Origin of the sequence: Staphylococcus sp. ACRSN (assembly GCF_022346615.1) — a bacterium.
Lineage (GTDB): Bacteria > Bacillota > Bacilli > Staphylococcales > Staphylococcaceae > Staphylococcus.
In genome coordinates this window covers 27247-45386 of record NZ_JAKRNS010000013.1, presented here as the reverse complement: position 1 = coordinate 45386, position 18140 = coordinate 27247, and the positions used below count along the sequence as shown (strand labels likewise).

General features: G+C 32.1%; 18 protein-coding genes. 4 read left to right on the top strand and 14 right to left on the bottom strand.

Annotated features, from left to right (window positions below; genetic code table 11):
- Window positions 1-40 precede the first annotated feature (40 nt).
- From MHZ36_RS11920 to fdaB, 3 genes are all read right to left on the bottom strand, one after another.
- Entirely contained in the window at window positions 41-385 is a 345-nt protein-coding gene (locus MHZ36_RS11920; protein ID WP_239231893.1) for a winged helix-turn-helix transcriptional regulator, read from the bottom strand.
- Window positions 386-471: 86 nt separating this feature from the next.
- Window positions 472-1731, bottom strand: a complete 1260-nt coding sequence (locus MHZ36_RS11915; protein ID WP_239231892.1) for a UDP-N-acetylglucosamine 1-carboxyvinyltransferase — start codon at window positions 1729-1731, stop codon at window positions 472-474.
- Between the two features lie 324 nt (window positions 1732-2055).
- Complete coding sequence (gene fdaB, locus MHZ36_RS11910) at window positions 2056-2916, bottom strand: class IIb fructose-bisphosphate aldolase FdaB (protein WP_239231891.1); 861 nt, start codon at window positions 2914-2916, stop codon at window positions 2056-2058.
- Between the two features lie 218 nt (window positions 2917-3134).
- Here fdaB and MHZ36_RS11905 point away from each other — a divergent pair, with 218 nt between their 5' ends.
- Window positions 3135-3656, top strand: a complete 522-nt coding sequence (locus MHZ36_RS11905) for a DUF2529 family protein (RefSeq protein ID WP_239231889.1) — start codon at window positions 3135-3137, stop codon at window positions 3654-3656.
- Between the two features lie 590 nt (window positions 3657-4246).
- On the opposite strand, the gene MHZ36_RS11900 is transcribed toward MHZ36_RS11905, so the two are convergent.
- From MHZ36_RS11900 to MHZ36_RS11885, 4 genes are all read right to left on the bottom strand, one after another.
- Complete coding sequence (locus MHZ36_RS11900; RefSeq protein WP_239231887.1) at window positions 4247-5857, bottom strand: CTP synthase; 1611 nt, start codon at window positions 5855-5857, stop codon at window positions 4247-4249.
- A gap of 324 nt (window positions 5858-6181) precedes the next feature.
- Window positions 6182-6742: a DNA-directed RNA polymerase subunit delta gene (rpoE, locus tag MHZ36_RS11895; RefSeq protein ID WP_239231885.1), complete on the bottom strand. Its 561-nt coding sequence runs from the start codon at window positions 6740-6742 to the stop codon at window positions 6182-6184.
- A gap of 110 nt (window positions 6743-6852) precedes the next feature.
- Entirely contained in the window at window positions 6853-7713 is an 861-nt protein-coding gene (locus MHZ36_RS11890) for a GNAT family N-acetyltransferase (protein WP_239231883.1), read from the bottom strand.
- A gap of 76 nt (window positions 7714-7789) precedes the next feature.
- Window positions 7790-8158 (bottom strand): VOC family protein, encoded by a 369-nt coding sequence (locus MHZ36_RS11885; RefSeq protein ID WP_239231882.1) that lies wholly within the window; start codon window positions 8156-8158, stop codon window positions 7790-7792.
- Between the two features lie 90 nt (window positions 8159-8248).
- Between MHZ36_RS11885 and coaW the strand changes: the two genes are divergently transcribed.
- Window positions 8249-9046, top strand: coding sequence for a type II pantothenate kinase (gene coaW / locus MHZ36_RS11880; protein ID WP_239231881.1), 798 nt, complete (start codon window positions 8249-8251; stop codon window positions 9044-9046).
- A gap of 126 nt (window positions 9047-9172) precedes the next feature.
- On the opposite strand, the gene MHZ36_RS11875 is transcribed toward coaW, so the two are convergent.
- The 3 genes from MHZ36_RS11875 to MHZ36_RS11865 form a co-directional block, all read right to left on the bottom strand.
- Window positions 9173-9838 carry a DUF2750 domain-containing protein gene (locus MHZ36_RS11875; RefSeq protein WP_239231879.1) on the bottom strand — a complete coding sequence of 222 codons (666 nt, stop codon included), beginning with the start codon at window positions 9836-9838 and terminating at the stop codon, window positions 9173-9175.
- A gap of 143 nt (window positions 9839-9981) precedes the next feature.
- Window positions 9982-11178 carry an L-aspartate--L-methionine ligase LdmS gene (gene ldmS, locus MHZ36_RS11870; RefSeq protein ID WP_239231878.1) on the bottom strand — a complete coding sequence of 399 codons (1197 nt, stop codon included), beginning with the start codon at window positions 11176-11178 and terminating at the stop codon, window positions 9982-9984.
- The gene (locus MHZ36_RS11865; protein WP_239231877.1) at window positions 11175-12359 is read right to left on the bottom strand and encodes a M20 family metallopeptidase; all 1185 of its coding nucleotides are present in this window, start codon (window positions 12357-12359) and stop codon (window positions 11175-11177) included. The genes ldmS and MHZ36_RS11865 overlap by 4 nt, the downstream gene beginning before the upstream one ends.
- 273 nt (window positions 12360-12632) lie before the next feature.
- Here MHZ36_RS11865 and MHZ36_RS11860 point away from each other — a divergent pair, with 273 nt between their 5' ends.
- A complete protein-coding gene (locus MHZ36_RS11860) occupies window positions 12633-13103 on the top strand; it encodes an S-ribosylhomocysteine lyase (RefSeq protein WP_239231876.1) in 471 nt (156 codons plus the stop codon).
- 499 nt (window positions 13104-13602) lie between these two features.
- On the opposite strand, the gene MHZ36_RS11855 is transcribed toward MHZ36_RS11860, so the two are convergent.
- The 4 genes from MHZ36_RS11855 to deoC are packed head-to-tail and all read right to left on the bottom strand — an operon-like array spanning window position 13603 to window position 17168.
- Window positions 13603-13956, bottom strand: a complete 354-nt coding sequence (locus MHZ36_RS11855) for a DoxX family protein (protein ID WP_239231875.1) — start codon at window positions 13954-13956, stop codon at window positions 13603-13605.
- Window positions 13953-15140: a phosphopentomutase gene (deoB, locus tag MHZ36_RS11850; RefSeq protein ID WP_239231874.1), complete on the bottom strand. Its 1188-nt coding sequence runs from the start codon at window positions 15138-15140 to the stop codon at window positions 13953-13955. Before deoB ends, MHZ36_RS11855 begins: the two co-directional genes overlap by 4 nt.
- A gap of 11 nt (window positions 15141-15151) precedes the next feature.
- Window positions 15152-16453, bottom strand: coding sequence for a pyrimidine-nucleoside phosphorylase (locus MHZ36_RS11845; RefSeq protein WP_239231873.1), 1302 nt, complete (start codon window positions 16451-16453; stop codon window positions 15152-15154).
- 52 nt (window positions 16454-16505) lie between these two features.
- Complete coding sequence (gene deoC, locus MHZ36_RS11840) at window positions 16506-17168, bottom strand: deoxyribose-phosphate aldolase (RefSeq protein WP_239231872.1); 663 nt, start codon at window positions 17166-17168, stop codon at window positions 16506-16508.
- A gap of 174 nt (window positions 17169-17342) precedes the next feature.
- On the opposite strand from deoC, the gene deoD reads away from it, so the two are divergent.
- The gene (gene deoD / locus MHZ36_RS11835) at window positions 17343-18053 is read left to right on the top strand and encodes a purine-nucleoside phosphorylase (RefSeq protein WP_239231871.1); all 711 of its coding nucleotides are present in this window, start codon (window positions 17343-17345) and stop codon (window positions 18051-18053) included.
- Window positions 18054-18140 lie beyond the last annotated feature (87 nt).

Below are 18140 nucleotides of genomic sequence, written 5' to 3'. Positions count from 1 at the left end.
TTAATTTGCTAGCAGTTCAAAAGTACAAAACATTCCTATATTAATTGTTGGAATTCGTGACACTTTCATTCTCTAATTCAATATATTCCTGAGCCCATTTTTCCATAGGTACTAAGGCAGTCGCTAATGCATTACCTTTATCTGTAAGTTGGTATAATATATTGATTGGACTAGTAGAAACGACGTTCTTTTCAACTAAGCCCCATTCAATCAAATCAGTTAATTTAATGCTAAGTGCACGTGGCGTAATCGTTTTTAAATCACGTTTCATATCTGAAAAATGAGCAGACTTCTCCGTACACCTAGACAAATAATTAATGATTAAACCATTCCAACTTCTACCCACTATTTTAAAGGTTTCTTCAAGATAAGGGCAAACCTCCATGGTCATCACCTCATATCACTTATAATTATAATTAAAGTCAAATCAATGTACTTTAATTATGTAGTATATTTATTATACCACATTATTTAAACTTCTTCAGTCCAAATGTCTGCACCTAATGATTTAAGGGTGTTAACAATATTTGTATAGCCTCTATGAATATGTTTAACATTATATATAGTTGTAATGTCCTCAGCGATTAAACCTGCCACAATAAGGCTCGCACCTGCTCGTAAATCACTTGCATAAACTTTAGCACCTGTAAGTTTTGAAGGTTTAATAGTGGCTGTACCATTATCCGCTTCGATATCAGCACCCATATTTTTTAATTCATCAACATGTTTAAAACGTGCAGGATAAATCGTCTCTGTCACGAAAGATACGCCATCTGCCATAAACAATAGCGGCGTAATCGGTTGTTGCAAATCAGTTGCAAAACCTGGATATACAAGTGTCTTAATATCAACGCTTTTATATTTATCACCACGTCTAATCATTGCACTATCTTCATTTACTTGGATATCTAAACCTAATTCTTTTAATTTAACAATTAATGGTTCAACATGTGTTGGAATAATGTTATTTATTTTAATTTCTTCACCACATGCAGCTGCTATACACATATATGTCCCCGCCTCTATACGGTCTGGTATAACTTGATGTTCTGAACCATGTAAATGTTTAACACCATTAATTTTCAAAGTACTTGTACCTGCACCTTTGATATCAGCACCTAAACTAATTAAAAATCTTGCTACATCCACTACTTCAGGCTCTTTAGCAGCATTTTCAATTACAGTTTGTCCTTCTGCACGCACCGCAGCTAACATAATATTAATTGTTGCACCAACACTTACGATATCTAAAAAGATATTTGCACCAACTAATCTTTCAGCTTCAATTTTCATAGAAGTATCACTAGATTCATCTATTGTTGCACCAAGCGCTTTGAAACCTTTAATATGCTGATCTATGGGTCTTGGTCCTAATGGGCATCCACCTGGTAATCCGATTACACATTTATTAAATCTACCAAGCATTGCTCCCATCATATAATAAGAAGCACGCAATGACTCTACTTTTTTATTTGGTAATGGGGCATTTATTATTTCTTCAGGATCAACTTCTAACGTTGTACCTTCTAAATTTGTTTTAATATTCAAATCGCTTAATAAGCTTACCAAAGTTTCTACATCTGAAATTTGCGGCAAATCTTTTATAGTTACTTTCTCTTCGGCCAAAATTGCTGCAGGAATAATAGCAACCGCGCTGTTTTTCGCACCATTAATATTGACTTCACCTTTAAGTGTTTGACCACCTCTAATTTTAATCACTTCTTGACCCATTTATTCGTTCTCCTTTACCATACTTTCAATCGTTCATTTCTTAACATCAATAGCATTATACTATGAAATCGTTACAGTTTGCAAAATACATTAATCTTACAAAATTTATTAAAAATGATATTAAGTACTTATATAGTATGTAAAAATTTATTGTTATACCTTTTAATTCCCAATGTTCTACAACCCAAATCATAAATAAAGCTTTTTTCTTATAAAAATTATGTAAATTATTAAATAATTAACTGTAAAATTACTATTTAATACTTTTTGAAGTAAAAAAATAACTATTATACCGAAGTATAATAGTTATTTTTACGATTAAAATTATTTAGCGCGGTTAGAAGTACCGAATTCTTTAATTTTACCGATAACAGTTGCTTTAATAGCTTCACGTGCTGGTCCTAAGTATTTACGAGGATCATATACTTCTTGATCTTTGTTTAATACGTCGCGAACAGCTTGTGCTGAAGCAATTTGGTTTTCAGTATTTACATTGATTTTTGCAGTTCCGAATGGAATTGCTTTTTGGATATCTTTTGTAGGGATACCAGTACCACCATGTAATACTAATGGTAAACCAGTTGAAGCACCGATTTCTTCCATTTCTTTAAATCCTAATTTTGGTTCACCTTTATAAGGTCCGTGTACTGAACCTAATGCTGGAGCCAATGTATCAATACCTGTTCTTTCAACAAGTTCTTGACACTCTTTAGGATCTGCATAGATAACACCTTCAGCGACAATATCATCTTCCTGTCCGCCAACAGTTCCTAATTCTGCTTCAACAGATACACCATGTTCATGTGCATACTCAACAACTTTAGCAGTTGTAGCAACGTTTTCATCAAACGGATCGTGTGAAGCATCAATCATAACTGATGTGAAACCAGCGTCGATTGCTTCTTTACATTTTTCGAAACTTGAACCGTGGTCTAAGTGAATCGCTACTGGAATAGTGATTTCTTTATCGTGCATTAAACCTTCAACCATTTTAACAACTGTGTAGAAACCACCCATATAACGAGCAGCACCTTCAGATACACCTAAGATTACTGGTGCATTCTCTTCTTGAGAAGCTTCTAAAATAGCTTGTGTAAATTCTAAGTTATTTAAGTTGTATTGACCAACTGCATAACCATTTTCTTTTGCATCGATTAACATTTCTTTCATTGAAACTAAAGGCATGAAAGTTCCTCCTTGGTGCTTTAAGCACATATTTTTACAATCTAATTATATCAAAACAATTAACTTTTTGCATTATTCTATACAATTGTAAGCGTTTTTATTTTAACTTTTCTTTTTATTATCTACAAATATTCATATTTTCACAATATTTTTATAAAATTGCAATATCGTATCACCTTATTTACAATAGTTTAGTGAATAGAATGGAGGTATAATTTATGTCTAAAATTTTAAATACTCAACTCAATGGAATTTTCAATCGTATTGAAGCACAAGAGCTTGATATACAAATGGCAAGTCAATGTTTAATACAAGCAATTGGTGGTGAAGGTTTCGTATATATAAAAGGCTACGATGATTTGAAATTTTTCGAATCTTTTATTATTGAAAGTGACGAAAGTTTAAGATCTAGTAAACGATTAACAGATTTACAAAATATTCAACAATTAGATTCTACAGATAGAGTATTACTTTTTGGTCCCACGTATACACAAGAGCTAGCACATGATGTTGAATCATTGATAGCAGAAGAGATTGATTTTGTGTTGATATGTAATCGCCCTAAAGATATAACGATTTCTGATCATTTATTTCATTTTATCGATTTGAGTACACCTAGACCTATAGTTTATACAGAGGATTATGCAAAAGTAGTTACACCTCATCCAATTGCCTTTAACTACATATATTATGATATTTACACGCAAATGATTGAAATGGTAAACGATTTAGATTTATAATGTAGTATTTCGTAACAACAGTATAAAATTCCTTTTCGTCATCACTCTACAGCAATTCCATTTTAATATTATTATACTCTTTAACTTAAACAACAATTTATGTAATGAGTCTGATCAAAAAATCCTAGAAATATACCCAGTAAATGTATTTTATATCATTTACTGGCTTTTTCATTTACAATACTTCGAATTCTCAGTTCATTTTCCTAGCATATCTCCTCACTCTTGGCTTCGATTGGTATTGATTCCTCAGGTTGCCAAAATATTTCGCAAATAATTATGATTTTAAACTAAAATCATTCAATACTTAAAACATCACTTTTAAAATTGTGTAGTAATCATTTTATTATATGAAAGGACCTTATTTTTTTCTATATTAATAAGCATAATATACTGCTTATCTGCTGTGATGTCGCTAGAAGTAGTATGAGTAAAAAGACTACAGGTATGAACCATAGCATTTATAGGAAGGCATATATACACATTCAAAATATTAATATTTTGAATATAAAAGAGAGCTAATCATTATAGATTAACTCTCTTATTGTGAGAATAGAAATTTACTTACCAGTCTCATTTGTTTATATATATTATTTATTAGTTTGATGTTTTAAAGAAGCTTCGATAAATGCTTTGAAAATTTGTTGTGGTCTATTTGGTCTTGATAAAAATTCCGGATGGAATTGACATGCAACAAAGAAATCATTTTCAGGAATCTCTACCATCTCTACTAAACGTCCATCAGGACTTGTACCAGAGAAAACCATACCATTTTCTTCTAATTGCGCTCTATAATCATTATTAAATTCATATCGATGACGATGACGTTCCTCTATATTTTCTTCCTCATATATCTTATGAGCTAAAGTTCCTTCTTTTATCGTACATGGATATAAGCCTAATCGTAACGTACCACCTAAATCTTCGATGTCTTTTTGTTCAGGTAATAAATCAATAATCGGATAAGGTGTATTAGGATCTAGCTCTGCTGAATGTGCACCATCTAAACCAATAACATTTCTTGCAAATTCAACCGTAGCTAACTGCATACCTAAACAAATACCAAAATACGGCACATTATTTTCACGTGCATATTTTATCGCAGAAATTTTACCTTCACTTGCACGGAATCCAAATCCGCCAGGTACTAAGATACCATCAACATCTGCTAAATATTCAGCAGCATTATCATCAGTAACCTCACTTGAATCAATCCATTTTACTTCAATATCTTTCTTGAATGGGTAACCTGCATGTTTCAATGATTCTACTACTGATAAATACGCATCTTGTAAACTAACATATTTACCAACTAATCCGATAGTTATTTTTCCATCTAGACTATTAACAGTATCTAATAAAAATTGCCACTCATCTAATTGTGTATCATATTTAGCATCCAATTCTAAACGATCAATAACAATATCATCCATATCCTGTTTACTTAGTTGTAAAGGAATTTCATATAATGAATCTGCATCTCGACATTCAATTACACTTGCTTTATCAATGTCACAGAACAATGCAATTTTATCTTTTAAATCTTGTGTCAATTCATATTCAGTACGTACTACGATTAAATCTGGTTGAATACCTAAACCACGAAGTTCCTTAACACTATGTTGTGTCGGTTTTGTTTTCATTTCACCAGCTGCTTTAATATATGGTAAAAGCGTACAATGTACATACATTACATTTTCTCTACCTAAGTCACTTCTAATTTGACGAATTGCTTCAATAAATGGCAGTGATTCAATATCACCTGTTGTACCACCAATTTCAGTTATTACCACATCTGCATTTGTACTTTCACCAGCTAATAATAATCGTTCTTTAATTTCATTAGTTATATGCGGAATAACTTGCACCGTGCCACCTAAGTAGTCACCACGACGTTCCTTTTTCAATACATGGGAATAAACTTTACCAGCCGTCACATTAGAATATTTATTTAAGTTGATATCGATAAATCTTTCATAGTGTCCTAAATCTAAATCTGTTTCGGCACCATCATCTGTTACAAATACTTCACCATGTTGATATGGACTCATTGTACCTGGGTCAACATTTAAATAAGGGTCAAATTTTTGAATTGTAACTTTTAAACCTCTATCTTTTAAAAGTCTTCCTAAAGATGCTGCTGTAATACCTTTACCTAATGAAGAAACTACTCCACCAGTTACAAAAATAAATTTTGTCATGTTCTGCCTCCTATAAATATAATGGTATTTGAATAAATACCAGAAATTGACATTCTAAATATTTTCATTAATATTTTTGACTTTATACATATGTTTTACTACATCAAATTATTTTTAAATGGGAGATTTGTTCAGCAAAAACCATAGAACAATTAACGAAATTAAAAATAAATTAACAATTTTTATAATAAATAAAATAAAAAAATCGCTCCCTCTCACATATTTGCAAGGGGGAGCGTATGATTTATACACGTTGTCCTAATTAAAGGAGCCCGAATAAAATTTTATCATGTTCACGGGAAAAGTCAATTAAATATCGGAAAATTAATTTTCCGTGTTTTCGTCTTCCTCATATTCATCTTCGTCTTCTTCATCATCTAAATCTTCGTCATCTAAATCTTCGTCATCTTCATCAATAACAATATCAGATTCTTCAATTTCTTCGTCCACTTCTTCTTCTTCTGGATCTTCTGGATCATTTAAAGTTTCTTGATCATCAGTTTCAGCTGGAATATCATCATCGTCATCCGCTTCATCTTCGCCAAGTAATTTCAATGTTTTGTCTTCTTCATCATCGTCATCTAAAATATCAAATTTTTGAATCGTTGGTGCAATTTTTTCTTCTATATCATCTACTGAATACCAGTCACGTAATCCCCAAATATTTTCTCCAATATTCAAGAAACGACCATCTGTGTTTAAATCAGTATAGAATTGTACAATTCTATCCTCAATTTCATTATCCTCATAATGACCAAGTGCTTTAAATTCATCAATGATATCATATAAATTCATTGTGTCGCCTTTTTCGTGTAATAACGTGTAAGCCATGTCGATAAATGATTTCTCATCAACCATTTCTTTTGTATATTCTTGAATTCTCATATTATATATTCTTCCTTTCAAAGGCATTTATCCAAATCAGTACTAAGTTTTCTTAAGTAATAATAACAAATGTAAATTATAAATGACAATGCTTGATTTCGCAATCGCTATTAATAATTTATATATTTTTCAAAAGTAATAAAATCATCTGCACTTTCAATTTCAACAAAATTACTATTAGTACATAGTGTTTTTAATTCATTATGTTCACCATATAACGTGATGGTAACAACCGCAACATCTTTAAAATGTTTTCTAATATATGTTGAAAGTTGACGCAATGCGCTTTCTGCAATACCATTATGTCGTTCCGATTCATTTACTTCTATAGATGAAATATTCATACGACTTTCATGCTTTTCTATAGCTACAAAACCAACCTTTTCTCCATCTTTTAATAAATCAACAATATGAATGTTATAAGGTGTTTCGTCCGTACTTGTTTGTAATTTTAAAGATGAAACATACTTAGAATCTAAATCTAGGTAATAAAGTCGTTCTTTCCCTATTGGACCTTCCTCTTTTGTCGCAGCATGCATAAATCCAGCTCGTTCATATACATTCCAAGCACCTTTGTTTTCTGCATCTACTACTAAATACAAATGATTAAAGTTTGGAAATAAAATTTGGACATATTGTGGTAAATACATCATCATTTTAGTACCATAGCCGCAACCTTGAAACTTTTCATTAATTGATAAGGAACGAACATAAACGACTTGATTAGGTGTCTCATAACCTTCATGTTGGTAATATTGATGCAACACGAAAAAACCTACCACTTCCCCTGATTCGTTCAATGCAATATTTGCAATTCTATCCTCATCAATTAATGCACCATCTAAAACTTCTTTAGGCAATGATGAATAAATTTGTTGTCTTTCACTCAACTCAAAGTCGTAGAGCGCTTGTTTATACTTCTCTTCATAAGTTTGTACTGTAATATCTTCAAATTGCTGTTTAGTAAACATATTTAATCCCCTATTTAAACTGTTATATATATCTATCAAAAACATACCACTATTTTATAATAATTAATCTTTTAATTTAAGATAAGAAACAATTCATTAACCAATTCACTTGAAATTGATCTTTCACTTGTCCATGCATTGCATTAAAGAACGTTTTTTTTAATGGCATATGAGGCTCACCATTTACACTGAGTGCTTCATAAGCGCTAGATTGTTCATCAAGGTTATCAAATGTCAAAATAATATTTGTATTTTCATTACTAGTAGCTTTGCCATAATTGCTAGAAACATGTAGTACGACCGTGTTACTAATATGTAATTCAGCATGTAATATTTGCTCAGTAGTTTGATTTAAAATTTTAATTTCCCCACCAAAAGCAGTCTTATAAAAAGCTAAAGCCTGTTCTACATCATCCACAATAATGTATGGACTCAATTGCAACATAAATAAGTCTCTCCCTTTATTTTCATATTTGATTTTCTTATATTTTATTATACTATAAGAAAGAATGAAAATTATTTGGGGGAATTCAACATGAAAATAGGTATTGATGCGGGTGGCACATTAATAAAAATTGTCCAAGATAACGGTGAAGAACGTAAATACGAAACAAAGTTATCAACTGAAATTGACCAGGTTATAGAATGGTTAAATCAAACAGATGTTGAAAGTATTAGTTTAACTGGGGGCCAAGCAGCTACAATTCAAAAGCAACTTAATTGTGATTCGCAATTATTTGTAGAGTTTGATGCTTCAGCAGCTGGTTTAGATATTTTATTAAAAGAACAAGGCCATCAAATAGATAATTACATATTTGCAAATGTCGGTACTGGAACTTCGATTCACTTTTTTGACGGAGACACTCAAAAACGTGTAGGCGGTGTCGGAACTGGTGGTGGTATGATACAAGGATTAGGTTATTTGTTAACAGGAATCGCTGATTATCAAACACTTACGGATACAGCACAGAAAGGTGATAGGGATATCATTGACTTAAAAGTCAAACATATCTATAAGGACACAGAGCCCCCTATTCCTGGTGATTTAACTGCGGCAAATTTTGGAAACGTATTGCATAATTTAGATAAAACTTTTACTAATGCTGACAAGCTCTCTTCTGTAATAGGAGTAGTTGGTGAAGCAATTACAACAATGGCGATAACTGTAGCAAGAGAGCACAATACTGAACATGTAGCTTATATTGGATCTACATTTATAAACAATCAGTTATTGAGACACGTCATTGAAGATTACACCGTACTTCGTGGCTTTAAACCTTATTATATTGAAAATGGCGCATTTTCAGGTGCACTTGGTGCGATTCATTTATAATACAAAATACAATGTAAGTAAAAGGCCAGCTAAAGATTCTGAAACTATCCAGAATGCATACTTTAGCTGACCTTTTTAAATAAATAATTATATAAGACAATAAATTTTAACAACTAAGCATTAGCATTATACTGTAAGTTGATCAATTACTTTTTGAGCTGGTACAACAGTTCCAACCACACCTGGCTTCAAATCAATTGCTACTGCTTTGTCGTCATCTCTTAATGTATCAAGCCATTCATTGAATACTGCTCCTTCGACTTCAATTAACTCCAAGGATTCAAAATCTTCACGACGTACTTTTTCGGCTCTATTCTTTATACTCCAAACTGGCATAATATGAGGTCTTTTGTTTTCTTCATCACTAATTAAAGTGAATTGTTTACTATCTTTAGAAGTTAGACCAAATACTGCATCATCTTTTGCCACATCCTTAGCAAATTCTTTCAAGCGAATACTGTCTAAATCAGACATCACTTCATCACTAACTTTAATAACATCTACAAGTTCTCCATCCGACTTACTTGAAGAATTTACTAAAACCTGATCGCCTTCAGTGAAAATATTATCTAGTTCATATGTGACAAATCTATCTACATCAATTTTTTTAACCTTATCAAATTCAATATTTTTCGAATCTAAAAATGGTTGTGCTAATGTTTTATCTGTCCATAAACAAACTCGATTTTCACCTAACACTTCATATCTCACTAATTCTTTTGACTTTGTAGCAACATAAAAACATTCATTTACTAATATATCTTCATAGAATGAACTTTCTTTATATGACATAGCAACACCTTCAATCCGTTTTAAATAATTACATTCTAGCCAAAATATAAATGACTGAATGCCAACAGTCAAACACTATAAAACTACAGTTGATTACAATCAACTGTAGTTTTAATGCACAACTTATTCTTATTATCTCATACTTATACTTTATTTAAATCTTTCAAGAACTGTAATTCTATTTTTTCAATTTGCTGTTGTGAATCACCATGCCAAATGCAACCAAATCTCGATTGTACATTTTCTGTTTCATACCAATTCCCATCATAATAAGATAGTGGAAATAACACACCTTGTTTTATATATTTAACAATCGTATTAAAAAAATGGTCATTATCTCCTAGTGATTGATAGCTATAAAATTTGTGGAAACCTTGTGTTAGTACAGGCTCAAGTAATAACATACTTGTTGAGCCATTTTGTCTGAAATTCAAATCAATTGCGAAAATATCTCCATGTTTATCTTCTAACAAATCAAAACCTGCAACACCATAATAACCTTGTGCTACTCCAATTTCCATAATTTCTTTACCAGCTTGTATTACTTTGGATGGCACATTTTGGACATTCAGATTCCCATTATAATGACCATATTTATCCGTAAGTTGTTGTGATGTCCCAATATACTGAACACCTAATTTCGGAGTATATGCAAATTGTACACAATAGTTCGCAACAGCTTCAACTTTTTGTTCAATTATGATGGTGTCTGTTTCATACTTCGCTTTTTCGATTCGTTCAGATGCTTTTTTTAAATCCAATTCATCATAACAAATCATGACTCCGTAGCCACCTGCTGTAGGCAAATCGTCTCCGGGTTTCAGTACAAATGGAAATGCCCAATGTTGAATTGCTTGTTCAAAGTCCTCTATATTAACCACTTCTCTTTTTGGCAAATATTTATTATTAGTCCATTCTGGTATCCGAGACTTATTATTTAACGAAATAAAAGTATCTTTATTTAAAGCGTAGTAGTCTTTATTTAAAATGGATTCATCATGTATATATTGAAAATATATTTTTTTATCAAGATCTTGCGCTAAGGTCGTTAATAATTGTTCATAACTCGTTTTATCATTAAATTGATATATGTTTTTAGGCATGTCTTTACCTATTAATCGAAATAATTGCGCTAATTTTTCTGTAACGCTCGCTTCATGGACAATTACAGGCATTTGATTCGCAATCAATAATTCTCTTCCCGTTAAAAAATTAGATTGATGTTCTTCTGGTTCTAACCATGGATTTGATATATATGATGGTCGAGATGTATATACTATATTTGAATCATAAAGATCACTAAGTGTCATTTTAGGTCTTAGAGAACTTTGTCTTGTCATTTCTTGTGCTCCTTTATAAATTGATGTTGTTCAATGATTTCTTTAAACAAATCTTGGTTTTGTATTAATTCTAAGCCCATTAAAGATAAAATTTTCGCCCCTCTTATCAAGGCCTGATCACCATGTGTACTTCCTGCTGCTTCTCTAAAACGATGTGTGTGCCCTACTAAATTTCTTGAGCCTATTTTGATATGAGGATGAATTGTCGGTACAACATGGCTTACATTTCCCGTATCCGTTGAGCCATATCCAAAGTCATCATCAATAACTGCTTCACCTATTTCTGTTGCATACTTTGCAAATAAGTCATCTAATTTAGAAGTTTTTACAAATTCATTTACGCCATTTTGGATTGGTCCAAATTCATAATCACAACCAGTTTGAATCGCTGCACCTCTCGCAATTTGTCCTACTCTTTCAGTCAATACATCTAGTTCTTTTCTTGTCGTTGCCCTTGTATAGAATCTAGCATGAGTAAAGTCGGGAATTATATTGGCTGCTTTGCCACCATCTAAAATCACACCATGCACACGTTGACTTTTTTTAATATGTTGCCTAAGTTGTGATACACCATTAAAATATGAAATCATTGCATCTAATGCATTTCGAGCTTCATCTGCATTTTCTGATGCATGGGTACTTTTACCGTAAAATTTAATATCTAAAACATCTACCGCAAGCGTATTAATCGTTCGATATGTTTCATTTCCAGGATGGACCATCAATGCAATATCTAATTCATCGATAATACCTTCTTTTACGTATGAAGCTTTTGCACTTCCATTTTCTCCACCTTCTTCTGCCGGACAACCAAGTACAATAACCTTTCCACCAGTTTTATCGATGACTTGTTTTAACGATATACCTGCTAACACACTTGCTGTACCAATAATATTATGACCACAAGCATGCCCTAATCCCGGTAAAGCATCATATTCTGCTAAATAACCTATAGTAGGTCCAGGTTTCATAGAATCATATTTAGCAATAAAACCTGTCGCATGGCCAGCCAAATCAGTTTCCACTTCAAAATTATGTCTATTTAATTGTTCAATTAAAATTCTGGAAGCAAATATTTCTTCATTTCCCAACTCAGGCCTTTGGTGTATTTGATGACTCAATTCAATATATTTATTTTTTTCGTTTTCTATATAATCTAAAATATTTTGTTTATTTTCCATTGCTGAAACCCTACTTTCCACATTACTAAAAATAGTTATTGCAAAAATTTCAAGAAATTAAATACAATACCAAATCATTTAAATAATCAAATCAAGTGTACAAAACACTTTTAATTATTACTTATTTTATCGGCTTTGTTGTATTCTGTCATTAATTTTCTGAAATTTAAAAAATTTTTACTTTTGTATTAGTGCTTATACCACATTTAACAAATTGTAAAAGCAAGTTCATCTTGTTACAATTACTTTATTAAGATTTTAGGAGGAAGCATAATGCCAAAAATGAATGTTGAAAGTTTTAATTTAGATCATACAATTGTTGAAGCACCTTTTGTAAGACTTGCAGGAAAAATGGAAGGCGAAAACGGAGATGTCATTCATAAATATGATATTCGTTTCAAACAACCGAATAAAGCACATATGGAAATGCCTGGTTTGCATTCACTAGAGCATTTAATGGCTGAAAATATTAGAAATCATTCTGATAAAGTTGTTGATTTAAGCCCAATGGGTTGCCAAACTGGATTTTATGTTTCATTCATAAATCACGATGATTACAATGACGTACTAAATATTATTGAATTAACAATTAAAGACGTTCTAAATGCGACAGAAGTTCCAGCATGCAATGAAGTACAGTGCGGTTGGGCTGCAAGCCACTCATTAGAAGGTGCAAAAGAAATTGCACAAGCATTTTTAGATAAGCGTTCAGAGTGGCATGATATTTATGGTGAAAACAAATAGTTTCAGCCTAATCTAAAATCATTTTATATAAGCTGAATAATATTAAATCCACCTAGATAGTTCTAGGTTATAAATCCTAAATACATTGTCAGTAAATGCATTTTCATTTACTGGCTTTTTTATGTACAATACTTCGTATTGTGTAGGGTTAATTAATTAGGTTACCATCTTTTTCTTCGACTACCATTGCTTTTCAAGAATTTCGACAAATTACTTCTCAACTAATTATAGTTTCACATTAAAATAATATAAAACTTAATTAATAAGCCTATCGTACCAATTTTATATTATAGCCACGTCCAGGGGATTATGAGTGAGAGACTATAATTTCACATCATCTCGCATACAAACATGCACGTTCAAAATAGTTGCATTTTAAATATAATAGAGAGTTAATCTATTATGAACTGAGCTCTATCCAATGGACAGTAAAAAAGGTATGTCTCGACTTTATAAGCGAGACATACCTTTTAAATATAATTTTTTAATACAGTAAAATTTATAGCTTGCGTATTATAGAAATTAATAAAAATTGCATCGGTAGGCGTAAATATAATGCCCATGGCGATAATGGTTTATCTCCTAATGGTAATTTTTTTCGAGCCATATAAATATTGGCAGGAAATACTGCTAATAAAAATGCAGTAATTGCATTTTTCAAGCCATTTGTAGGTTGTTTAATCAACAATAATATACCGAATACACATTCAATTACACCTGTTACTAGAACTGCTGTTTTTTTAAATGGTAAGTAAGATGGTACAATTCGTCTAAAATTTTCTTCATTTTTAAAGTGTAATACACCAGCAAATGAAAATACCAATCCAAACACAATACTTATTATTCGTTTCATTTTTCGACGCCCATTTCTTTTAAGTAACTTTTACCAAATTTCGGCAATGCTACTCCAAAGTTATCAGCAATTGTAGCACCGATCGAACTAAATGTATCATCAATAGATAATTCATGTCCTTCTTGGAATTTAGGACTATACATCAATACTGGTATATATTCTCTCGTATGGTCTGTCCCTTCTGCAGTAGGATCATTACCATGATCTGCCGTAATAATGACCAAGTCATCTTCACGTAGATATTTCATTAACTCAGGTAAGCGCTCATCAAAATCTTTAATTGCTTGTGCATAGCCTGGTTTGTCACGTCTGTGCCCATATAACGCATCAAAATCTACTAAGTTTAAGAAACTCAAACCAGTAAACTCTTTTTGGACTGTATCTATCAATTTATCCATGCCATCCATATTATCCTTGGTACGTATCGCTTCTGTTACACCTTCACCATCATAGATATCATTTATCTTACCAAGTGCAATCACATCATAACCACTATCACTTAACTCATTCATCACTGTACGACCAAATGGTTTTAAAGCATAGTCATGTCGATTAGATGTTCTTTTAAATTTGCCCGGTTCCCCTATATACGGACGAGCGATAATTCTACCGATAAGATATTTAGGGTCTTTCGTCAATTCACGTACCTTTTCACATATGTCGTATAGTTCTTCTAATGGAATAATATCTTCATGTGCTGCAATTTGAAGAACCGGATCTGCTGAAGTATAAACGATTAAATCGCCTGTCTTCATTTGATGTTCTCCCCACTCATCAATGATTTGCGTACCTGATGCCGGTCTATTCGCTACTACCTTACGACCAGTTAACTTTTCAATTTCTGAAACAAGTTCTTCTGGAAAACCATCCGGATATACCTTAAAAGGTTGCATAATATTTAAGCCCATAATTTCCCAATGTCCAGTCATTGTATCTTTACCAACAGATGCTTCACTCATTTTTGTATAAAAAGCTTTTGGATTTTCAACTTTATCAATTACTGGTAATGATTCAATATTACCTAGACCAAGATTTTGCAAATTAGGTAAAACTTGATCAAAGTCTTCTAATGTATGTTTTAATGTATGGCTACCTTCATCATTAAATGCTTTTGCATCTGGACCTTCACCAATACCGACTGAATCCATTACAATTAAATGTACTCTTTTAAATGGTATCGTCATATTTTTCACTCCTATTCAGTTATTACTTTGTGAATTAATGTTGGTGCTTCACCACTATCACTTATTGTGATACTTTCGTTTAATTTTTCAATGACTTCATCTACTTGTTCACGGTTACTGTGAATTGTTAATAATGATTCCCCAGCTTCAACTTTGTCGCCAACTTTTTTATTCAACACGATACCTACGCTCAAATCAATTTCGTCCTCTTTCGTTTGTCGACCAGCACCAAGCATCATTGATGCAACACCAACTTCATTTGCCACGATTTCCGTAACAACACCTGCTTTAGCAGCTGGAAAATCAATTTGATACTGTGCTTGTGGCAATTTAGTAAGATCGTCTACAACTGAACCGTCACCATCTTGATTTTCAATAAATAATTTAAAACGTTCTAATGCCGAACCATCATTAATAGCAGCTTTAAGCAATTGTCGTGCCTCATCTAAATCTTGTGCTTTACCACCAACAACAACCATTTGAGAACCTAATGTTAATACTAAATCCGTTAAATCATCTGGACCTTTACCTTGCAATGTCTCGATTGCTTCTTTTACTTCTAATGCATTACCAATCGCATTGCCTAAAGGTTGACCCATATCTGATATAATGGCCATTGTATTTCTACCAACATTATTTCCAATGCTAACCATTGCACGTGCCAATGCTTCTGCATCTTCTAATGTCTTCATAAAAGCACCGTTACCTGTTTTCACGTCTAGAACAATTGCATCTGCACCTGCAGCAATTTTTTTACTCATAATTGATGAAGCAATTAGTGGAATTGAATTAACTGTCCCAGTTACATCACGTAATCCATATAATTTTTTATCTGCTGGCGTTAAATTACCTGATTGTCCTATTACTGCAACTTTTGCTTCATTTACTAATTTTACAAATTTTTCTTCAGTAATTTCAACATGGAATCCTTTTATAGATTCTAATTTATCAATCGTACCACCTGTATGTCCAAGTCCTCTACCACTCATTTTTGCAACTGGTACACCTACTGATGCTACCAACGGTGCAAGAACTAAAGTCGTTGTATCACCAACGCCCCCAGTTGAATGTTTATCGACTTTAACACCATTAATATTAGATAAATCAATAACATCTCCAGAATTTACCATTGCCATTGTTAATGATGCTCTTTCATCTTCATTCATATCTTGAAAATAAATTGCCATCGCTAAACTAGACGCTTGATAATCTGGTATTTCTCCCTTTGTATAACCTTCGATAAAGAAATTTATTTCTTCTTCAGTTAGCGTTTGTCCATCACGTTTCTTTTCAATTAAATCTACCATTCTCATTTGTGTAGACCTCCCTTATTCAATCAATAAAACGTACCATTGCTCGTTTTAATTAATAATCAGAATCACTTTCTAGACCTTGAATGATTTGGATACCTGCACTTGCACCGATACGTGTTGCCCCAGATTCAATCATTTTATTAAAGTCTTCAAGGTTTCTAACGCCTCCTGATGCTTTAACTTCTAGGTCATCTCCAACCGTTTCCTTCATTAATTTAACATCTTCAGGTGTAGCGCCTCCTCCTGCAAAACCGGTAGATGTCTTAACGAAATCAGCACCTGCTGACTTACTTAATTCAGATGCCTTAACTTTTTCCTCATCAGTTAATAAACAAGTTTCAATAATAACTTTTACAGTTTTACCGTTAGCCGCACCAACTACACCTTCGATATCTTTTTGAACTAAATCATAATTGCCATCTTTTAATGCTCCAATATTAATTACCATATCTACTTCTGATGCACCTTTTTTAATAACATCTTCAGTTTCAAACATTTTCACTTCAGTCGTTGTAGCACCTAATGGAAAACCTATTACTGTACAAACTAAAACATCGCTATCTGTTAATTGTTTAGCTGCATATTCCACATGTGTTGGGTTAATGCAAATAGATTTAAAATTATATTCTTTTGCTTCTGAAATAATCTTATCAATTTGTTCTTTTGTCGCCTCTGGTTTCAATAAAGTATGGTCTATATATTTTGCATAATTCATTTCAAATCCTCCTAAATTTTGTTTAAAGTAATATTTATCTTCACTTAAAATGTTAAAAGTAAATTTTTACTTGATTTGTTGCTATTCCCTTTAACTCTATACTACAAAAATTCGCAAAAATAATAAACAAATGTTATCTTTATTTTGATAAAGAATTTAAAGGAGAAGATGATTATGACAAAAGGTACACCTCATATTCAACCTAATGGGACTAAAATTGCTAAAACCGTATTAATGCCAGGTGATCCATTACGAGCAAAGTACATAGCTGATAACTATTTAGAAAATGTTGAACAATTTAACGAAGTAAGAAATATGTTTGGTTACACAGGTACATATAAAGGAAAAGAAGTTTCTGTTATGGGATCTGGGATGGGGATTCCTAGTATTGGTATTTACTCATACGAACTATATAATTTCTTTGATGTAGATACGATTATTCGAATTGGTTCATGCGGTGCATTACAAGAAGACGTGAACCTTTACGATATTATTATTGCACAAGGTGCTTCAACAAATTCAAATTATGTTGATCAATACAATATACCAGGTCATTTTGCACCATTAGCAGATTTTGATTTAATTTTAAAAGCAAAAGAAAAAGCAGATGAAATCGGAGCAAAAACACATGTAGGTAATATCTTATCTTCAGATACATTTTATAATGCGGATGAAACATTTAATGAAAAATGGCAACGCATGGGTATTTTGGGAATTGAAATGGAATCTGCCGCACTTTATTTAAATGCAACATATGCTAAGAAAAAAGCACTTGGTGTCTTTACTGTAAGTGACCATATCTTAAAAGATGAAGCTACAACTGCAGAAGAACGTCAAAACTCATTTACACAAATGATGGAAATTGCTTTAGAAATTGCAGAATAATATAAAACTTAATTTTAAAACTATCAATAATATTTATTGATAGTTTTTTATTTTTCTATATTTTGACAAATAAAAAGCCTTGTGAAA

What these genes read in the sequence shown, in the direction of transcription:
- MHZ36_RS11920 (WP_239231893.1), bottom strand. Translation starts at nt 385, where the DNA reads ATGGAGGTTTGCCCTTATCTTGAAGAAACCTTTAAAATAGTGGGTAGA.
- MHZ36_RS11915 (WP_239231892.1), bottom strand. Translation starts at nt 1,731, where the DNA reads ATGGGTCAAGAAGTGATTAAAATTAGAGGTGGTCAAACACTTAAAGGT.
- fdaB (WP_239231891.1), bottom strand. Translation starts at nt 2,916, where the DNA reads ATGCCTTTAGTTTCAATGAAAGAAATGTTAATCGATGCAAAAGAAAAT.
- MHZ36_RS11905 (WP_239231889.1), top strand. Translation starts at nt 3,135, where the DNA reads ATGTCTAAAATTTTAAATACTCAACTCAATGGAATTTTCAATCGTATT.
- MHZ36_RS11900 (WP_239231887.1), bottom strand. Translation starts at nt 5,857, where the DNA reads ATGACAAAATTTATTTTTGTAACTGGTGGAGTAGTTTCTTCATTAGGT.
- rpoE (WP_239231885.1), bottom strand. Translation starts at nt 6,742, where the DNA reads ATGAGAATTCAAGAATATACAAAAGAAATGGTTGATGAGAAATCATTT.
- MHZ36_RS11890 (WP_239231883.1), bottom strand. Translation starts at nt 7,713, where the DNA reads ATGTTTACTAAACAGCAATTTGAAGATATTACAGTACAAACTTATGAA.
- MHZ36_RS11885 (WP_239231882.1), bottom strand. Translation starts at nt 8,158, where the DNA reads ATGTTGCAATTGAGTCCATACATTATTGTGGATGATGTAGAACAGGCT.
- coaW (WP_239231881.1), top strand. Translation starts at nt 8,249, where the DNA reads ATGAAAATAGGTATTGATGCGGGTGGCACATTAATAAAAATTGTCCAA.
- MHZ36_RS11875 (WP_239231879.1), bottom strand. Translation starts at nt 9,838, where the DNA reads ATGTCATATAAAGAAAGTTCATTCTATGAAGATATATTAGTAAATGAA.
- ldmS (WP_239231878.1), bottom strand. Translation starts at nt 11,178, where the DNA reads ATGACAAGACAAAGTTCTCTAAGACCTAAAATGACACTTAGTGATCTT.
- MHZ36_RS11865 (WP_239231877.1), bottom strand. Translation starts at nt 12,359, where the DNA reads ATGGAAAATAAACAAAATATTTTAGATTATATAGAAAACGAAAAAAAT.
- MHZ36_RS11860 (WP_239231876.1), top strand. Translation starts at nt 12,633, where the DNA reads ATGCCAAAAATGAATGTTGAAAGTTTTAATTTAGATCATACAATTGTT.
- MHZ36_RS11855 (WP_239231875.1), bottom strand. Translation starts at nt 13,956, where the DNA reads ATGAAACGAATAATAAGTATTGTGTTTGGATTGGTATTTTCATTTGCT.
- deoB (WP_239231874.1), bottom strand. Translation starts at nt 15,140, where the DNA reads ATGACGATACCATTTAAAAGAGTACATTTAATTGTAATGGATTCAGTC.
- MHZ36_RS11845 (WP_239231873.1), bottom strand. Translation starts at nt 16,453, where the DNA reads ATGAGAATGGTAGATTTAATTGAAAAGAAACGTGATGGACAAACGCTA.
- deoC (WP_239231872.1), bottom strand. Translation starts at nt 17,168, where the DNA reads ATGAATTATGCAAAATATATAGACCATACTTTATTGAAACCAGAGGCG.
- deoD (WP_239231871.1), top strand. Translation starts at nt 17,343, where the DNA reads ATGACAAAAGGTACACCTCATATTCAACCTAATGGGACTAAAATTGCT.